The 5,322-nt window shown below is 72.0% G+C and carries 4 protein-coding genes; 1 reads left to right on the forward strand and 3 read right to left on the reverse strand.

Annotated features, from left to right (window positions below):
* Positions 1-172: 172 nt before the first annotated feature.
* From DBR36_RS11260 to DBR36_RS11270, 3 genes are all read right to left on the reverse strand, one after another.
* Positions 173-1,453, reverse strand: coding sequence for a choice-of-anchor G family protein (locus DBR36_RS11260; protein ID WP_108319425.1), 1,281 nt, complete (start codon positions 1,451-1,453; stop codon positions 173-175).
* A gap of 337 nt (positions 1,454-1,790) precedes the next feature.
* The gene (locus tag DBR36_RS11265) at positions 1,791-3,506 is read right to left on the reverse strand and encodes a phospho-sugar mutase (protein WP_108319427.1); all 1,716 of its coding nucleotides are present in this window, start codon (positions 3,504-3,506) and stop codon (positions 1,791-1,793) included.
* Positions 3,503-4,336, reverse strand: coding sequence for a purine-nucleoside phosphorylase (locus DBR36_RS11270; RefSeq protein WP_108319429.1), 834 nt, complete (start codon positions 4,334-4,336; stop codon positions 3,503-3,505). The genes DBR36_RS11265 and DBR36_RS11270 overlap by 4 nt, the downstream gene beginning before the upstream one ends.
* A gap of 108 nt (positions 4,337-4,444) precedes the next feature.
* On the opposite strand from DBR36_RS11270, the gene DBR36_RS18385 reads away from it, so the two are divergent.
* On the forward strand, positions 4,445-5,322 hold an 878-nt coding region (locus tag DBR36_RS18385; RefSeq protein ID WP_258222757.1), incomplete at its 3' end, for an FAD-dependent oxidoreductase.

Raw genomic sequence — 5,322 nt, forward strand, 5'->3', positions numbered from 1 at the left:
CGTTGCGGCAGCGTCCTGCAGGCGCTGGCGTCGTGTGCGCCAGGCCAGCAGGCCGCCGATGAGGGCGGCCCCGGCCCCGACGGCGACGAGGGTCGCCGTCGGGGCCATGTAGCCGGTGGCGGCGATGACGCCGGCGGCGCCACCGCCCATCGCACCGTTGCGGTACATGCGATCAGCCTCGCGCCGTCGGAACGGCGACCCGCGTGCGGCGCCGCAGCATGACCGCGGCGACGATCACGGCGGCCAGACCGAACCCGCCGCCGGCGATCGCCAGCGACTCGGGACCGGCGACCGGCACCGCGAGCTGGCCGGCGTTGGGGCCGACCGCGGCGCTGGCGAGGTCGACGCTGGCGAGCGATCCGTCGGGGCCGACGCCGACGCGCAGGGCGGTCTGCGTGAAGGTGCCGTCGACGGTCGACTGCACGTTGACCGGGAGCTGCGCGAGCTGGGTGACGGCATCGCCGAGGGGGCCCTGGAGCGAGGTGCTGAGAGCGCTGAGGATGGGGTTGAGCGTGTTCTGCGCTTCTGTGACCAGACCTTGCAGTACTCCGCCCAACGGCAGCCCAGCCGCGAATGCTCCGATCTGGGTCAGCAGGCCGTTGGCCAGGGTCTGCACCTTCGTGACGACCGCCGCGGGTACGAGCGACAGCAGGTCGGTGCCGGGAGCGAGGCTGTTCAGGTCCGGCACGCCGGCCACAGCGAGCAGGTCCTGTTCGGTCAGGGTGATGTCACCCGAGGTGAAGGGGTTGGTCACGTTGGCGCCCGCGATGTTGGCCGTCGCGATGAGCGGCCCGAGGGTGCTGTTGAGCGTGTCGATCGTGCCCTGCAGCACCGTGCCGTTGACGACGACGTCCACGTCGGTGAGCACGTAGTCGCCGGATTGCGCACCGTCGGCGGTGTTGATCGCCGAGGCGGCGAACGCCCCGATCCCCACCTGCAGTCCGACCGGGTCGGCGTCGGTGCCGACGACGATCGTCGCCGAGTCGCCCGCCGAGGGCGAACCGACGCTCGAGGGCGTGATGGTGCCGACGCCGATCAGGCTCGGCGCGGCGGAGACCGCACCCGAGAACGCCGACGAGCTGCCGTCGTCGTTCGCGCGGGCGTACTGGCCCACGGCGCCGAGGCGGATGATGCCGTTGTCGCCGAACAGGTTGGTGGATCCGGCCTGAAGGGCCACGAGCCCGCCGACGGCGCTGGCGTCGAGGGGCAGATCGACAATCACGTCGCCGGACGCGTCGGCGTTGACGGCGTTGGCTCCGCGCAGCGCCACGGCGTTGTCGAGCACGTCGGTGCCCAGCAGCGACGTGGTCACGATGCGGCCCGTGCCCTGCGACACGACGTCGGCGGCTTGCGCGGCCGACGCCGGGATCAGGAGCGCTGCGACGACGGCGGTGGCGCCGGCAGCACGGACGGTCTTCCACGCACGCGCGGAGGACTGCGGACGAATGGTCATGTGTGTGCTTCCTCAATGGCCGCACACCCCCGAGCCCCCCGTGGGTCGGATGATGCGGTCCACAAGCGAAGCTAAGCGGGGCGGATGCCGGCGGCATCCGTCCCCCGTACCGGTTCCGACTACGTAGGGGAAACGCCCCCTCCGTCTCGGTAGCACCCGGTGACTACTGGTCCCGCGGTCTGCGCTCGTGCGCACCGGGGACGCCGGTGTAGAAAGAAAGAGGTTCCTGATCGCGAGGGGGCCGTCGCCGCAGGTCTCGGACCGCGGCGGCGGGAGCGCGGGGGGTGCAGATCACGGCGGTGCCGTCCTCGGGCGAGGACGGCACCGCCGTGGCTTCTCAGCGCACCGAGGCGAGCAGTTCCTCGGCGCCGGCGCGCAGAGCGGCCAGGCGTCGGCCGGCCTTCTTCGCCGACGAGCCGCGCACGTCGAGGTAGAGCTTGAGCTTGGGCTCGGTGCCGCTCGGGCGGACGATCAGACGGGAACCGTCCTCGAGCCACAGGCGCAGCACGTCGCCGGGAGGAAAACCGTCGACGCCCTCGAGCAGATCGTCGATACGGGTGACGGCGACCTCGCCGACCGCGGTCGGCGGCTGCGAGCGCAGGGATGCCATGATCCCGCCGATCTCGCTCACGTCGGTGACGCGCACCGAGATCTGATCGCTCGCGAAAGCGCCGAACGTGTCGCGGAACTCCTGCAGCAGGTCGGCGACGGTGCGCCCCTGTCCTCGTGCCTCGGCGGCCATGCCCAGCAGGGCAACGGCGGCCGAGATCCCGTCCTTGTCGCGAACGGTGCCGGGATTGACGAGGTAGCCCAGGGCCTCTTCGAATCCGAACACGATCCCCGGCGCGCGCGAGATCCACTTGAAGCCCGTGAGCGTGGAGTGGAACGCCAGACCGTAGTGCTCCGCGACCGCCTGCAGCCCCGGTGACGACACCAGAGAGCAGGCGAGGGATGCCGTCGCCCCCGCGTCGGGGTTCTCGTCGCCCGCGGGCGGGGTGCCGGCATCCCGCGCCTCTGCCGCCTGACGCGCGGCGCGCCAGCCCAGCAGCAGGCCGATCTCGTTGCCGGTCAGGCGCCGCCAGCCGCCCTCGGCGTCGGCGTCGGGGATTGCCACCGCGAGCCGGTCGGCGTCGGGGTCGTTGGCGATGATCAGCTCGGCGTCGGCCGCACGGGCGGTCTCGAAGGCGAGATCCATCGCGCCCGGCTCCTCGGGGTTGGGGAACGCCACGGTCGGGAACCGCCCGTCGGGGTGGATCTGCGCCTCGACGAGCACGGGGGCCGGGTACCCGGCCTCGCTCAGCACGCGCGAGACGGTCTCCCACCCGACGCCGTGCATCGCGGTGTAGACCCAGCGCAGACCATCGGCGCCCGCGGGCGCGGGCGCGACGGCGGCGGTCGCGGCGACGTACGCCTCGACGAGCGACTCGGGGGCGTTGGCGTAGCCCACCGAGCGCGGGAGGGTCGTGACGTTGTCGGCATCGGCGATCCGCTGGATGTGCGCCGCGATCTCGGCGTCGGCCGGAGAGACGATCTGCGCCCCCCGGTCGTCGCCGCCCAGGTACACCTTGTAACCGTTGTCGTCGGGCGGGTTGTGGCTCGCGGTGACCATGACGCCCGCGTCGGCGCCGAGGTGGCGCACGGCGAAGGCGAGCACGGGCGTGGGCAGCAGCCGGGGGAGCAGGATCGCGTTCAGTCCCGCTCCGGCGAAGATCTCGACGGAGTCCCGCGCGAAGACGTCCGAGTTGCGGCGCCCGTCGTAGCCCACGACGACCGTGGGGGTCGACCCGTCGGCGCGCTCGGCCAGGTACGCGGCGAAACCGGCGGCGGCCTGGGCGACGAGCACCCGGTTCATCCGGTTGGGACCGGCGCCCAGGGTGCCGCGCAGACCCGCCGTGCCGAACGCCAGGCGGGTGGCGAAGCGGTCGTCCAGGTCGGCGGATGCTTCGGCATCCCCGTCCTCGACGCGTGCGACCAGGGCCGTGAGCTCTTCGCGGGTCACGGCATCCGGGTCCTGCGCGATCCAGGCGCGGGCGGACTCGACGTGGGCGCTCACAGCGCGCCGATCACGCGAGCGAGCAGGGCCGAGATCACGGGCTCGGCCTCGCGACCGGCCTCGAGGACCTCTTCGTGACTGAGCGGGGTCTGCTGGATGCCGGCGGCCAGGTTCGTGATGAGCGAGAAGCCGAGGATCTCCATGCCGGCCTGGCGCGCGGCGATCGCCTCGAGGGCGGTCGACATGCCGACGATGTGTCCGCCGATCGTCTTCGCCATCTGCACCTCGGCCGGGGTCTCGTAGTGCGGACCGCGGAACTGGGTGTATACGCCCTCGTCGAGGGTGGGATCGATCTGCCGGGCGATGTCGCGCAGGCGCTTCGAGTACAGGTCGGTCAGGTCGACGAACGTGGCGCCCTCGAGGGGCGAGTCGGCGGTCAGGTTGATGTGGTCGCTGATCAGCACGGGCTGGCCGGGCTTCCACGTCTCGCGGATACCGCCCGCGCCGTTGGTGAGGATCATCGTCGACGCGCCCGTCGCGGCCGCGGTGCGCACGCTGTGCACGACCCGGCGGACGCCGTGGTTCTCGTAGTAGTGCGTGCGCGCGCCGATGACCAGGACATTCTTGCCGCCGGGGGTGCGGACGCTGCGGAGCGTGCCGACGTGACCCTCGAGAGCGGGCTTCGAGAAGCCGACCACCTCGGTCGCCGGGAACGACGCCGTCTCCTCGCCGATGAGTTCGGCGGCGCGTCCCCAGCCGGACCCGAGGGTGACGGCGATGTCGTGGTGCTCGACGCCCGAGAGACGGGCGATGTCGGCCGCTGCGGCCGCGGCGACCTCGAACGGGTCGACCGCCGGGTCATCGAGCGGGTGAGAAGTGCTGTTGGACATCCCCCCACTCTAGAAAACGCGGGGCGCGCGGGCCAGAAGGCAGACTCCTTCGCCGATCGTGTCGGATGCAGCTGGGCGTCGCATCGGCATCCGCCCAGCGCTGACAGAATGGATGCCATGGTGCAGAGCTTCGAGCGCAAGCAGTCCGTCGCGATCGTCGGCGGCGGCCCGGGCGGATACGAGGCCGCGCTCTCGGCGGCGCAGCTCGGCGCCGACGTGACCCTCGTCGAACGGGCCGGCGTGGGCGGCTCTGCCGTGATCACCGACGTCGTGCCCTCGAAGACGCTGATCGCCACGGCCGACGCCGCCGTCGCGATCCGCAACGCCAGCAGCCTCGGCGTGCAGCTGTTCGCCAAGGACGACCGCGGCAAGCCGCTGACCCCCGAGGTCGCGATCAACCTCGCCGCGGTGAACCAGCGTCTGCTCTCCCTCGCCCGCCAGCAGTCCGACGACATGCGCTCCTCGCTTCTCGAGGCCGGCGTCCGCATCATCTCGGGTCACGGGCGCCTCGACGGCAACGGCGCTGTCGTCGTGTCGACCGAGGCCGGCGGCACCGACTTCGACCGCATCGAGGCCGAGACCCTGGTGGTGTCGGTGGGCGCGTCCCCGCGCGAGCTGCCTTCAGCGCAGCCCGACGGCGAACGCATCCTCACGTGGACGCAGCTGTACAACATGAAGTCGGTCCCCTCGCACCTCATCGTGGTCGGTTCGGGCGTGACGGGTGCGGAGTTCGCCTCGGCGTACATGAACCTCGGTGCCAAGGTCACGCTCGTCTCGAGCCGCGATCAGGTGCTGCCCGGCGAGGACCAGGATGCCGCCGCCGTCCTCGAGCGCGTGTTCCAGCGCGGCGGCATGACGCTGCTGGCCAAGGCGCGCGCCGAGTCGGTCGTCAACACCGGCGAGGGCGTCGTCGTCACGCTCGCCGACGGTCGCACGATCGAGGGAAGCCACTGCCTCATGGCGGTCGGCTCGATCCCCAACACCGC

The sequence above is a fragment of the Microbacterium sp. HMWF026 genome, from assembly GCF_003061325.1.
Lineage (GTDB): Bacteria > Actinomycetota > Actinomycetes > Actinomycetales > Microbacteriaceae > Microbacterium > Microbacterium testaceum_E.

Coding starts and splice junctions, on each gene's coding strand:
- DBR36_RS11270 (WP_108319429.1), bottom strand. CDS start 4,336: ATGTCCAACAGCACTTCTCACCCGCTCGATGACCCGGCGGTCGACCCG.
- DBR36_RS11260 (WP_108319425.1), bottom strand. CDS start 1,453: ATGACCATTCGTCCGCAGTCCTCCGCGCGTGCGTGGAAGACCGTCCGT.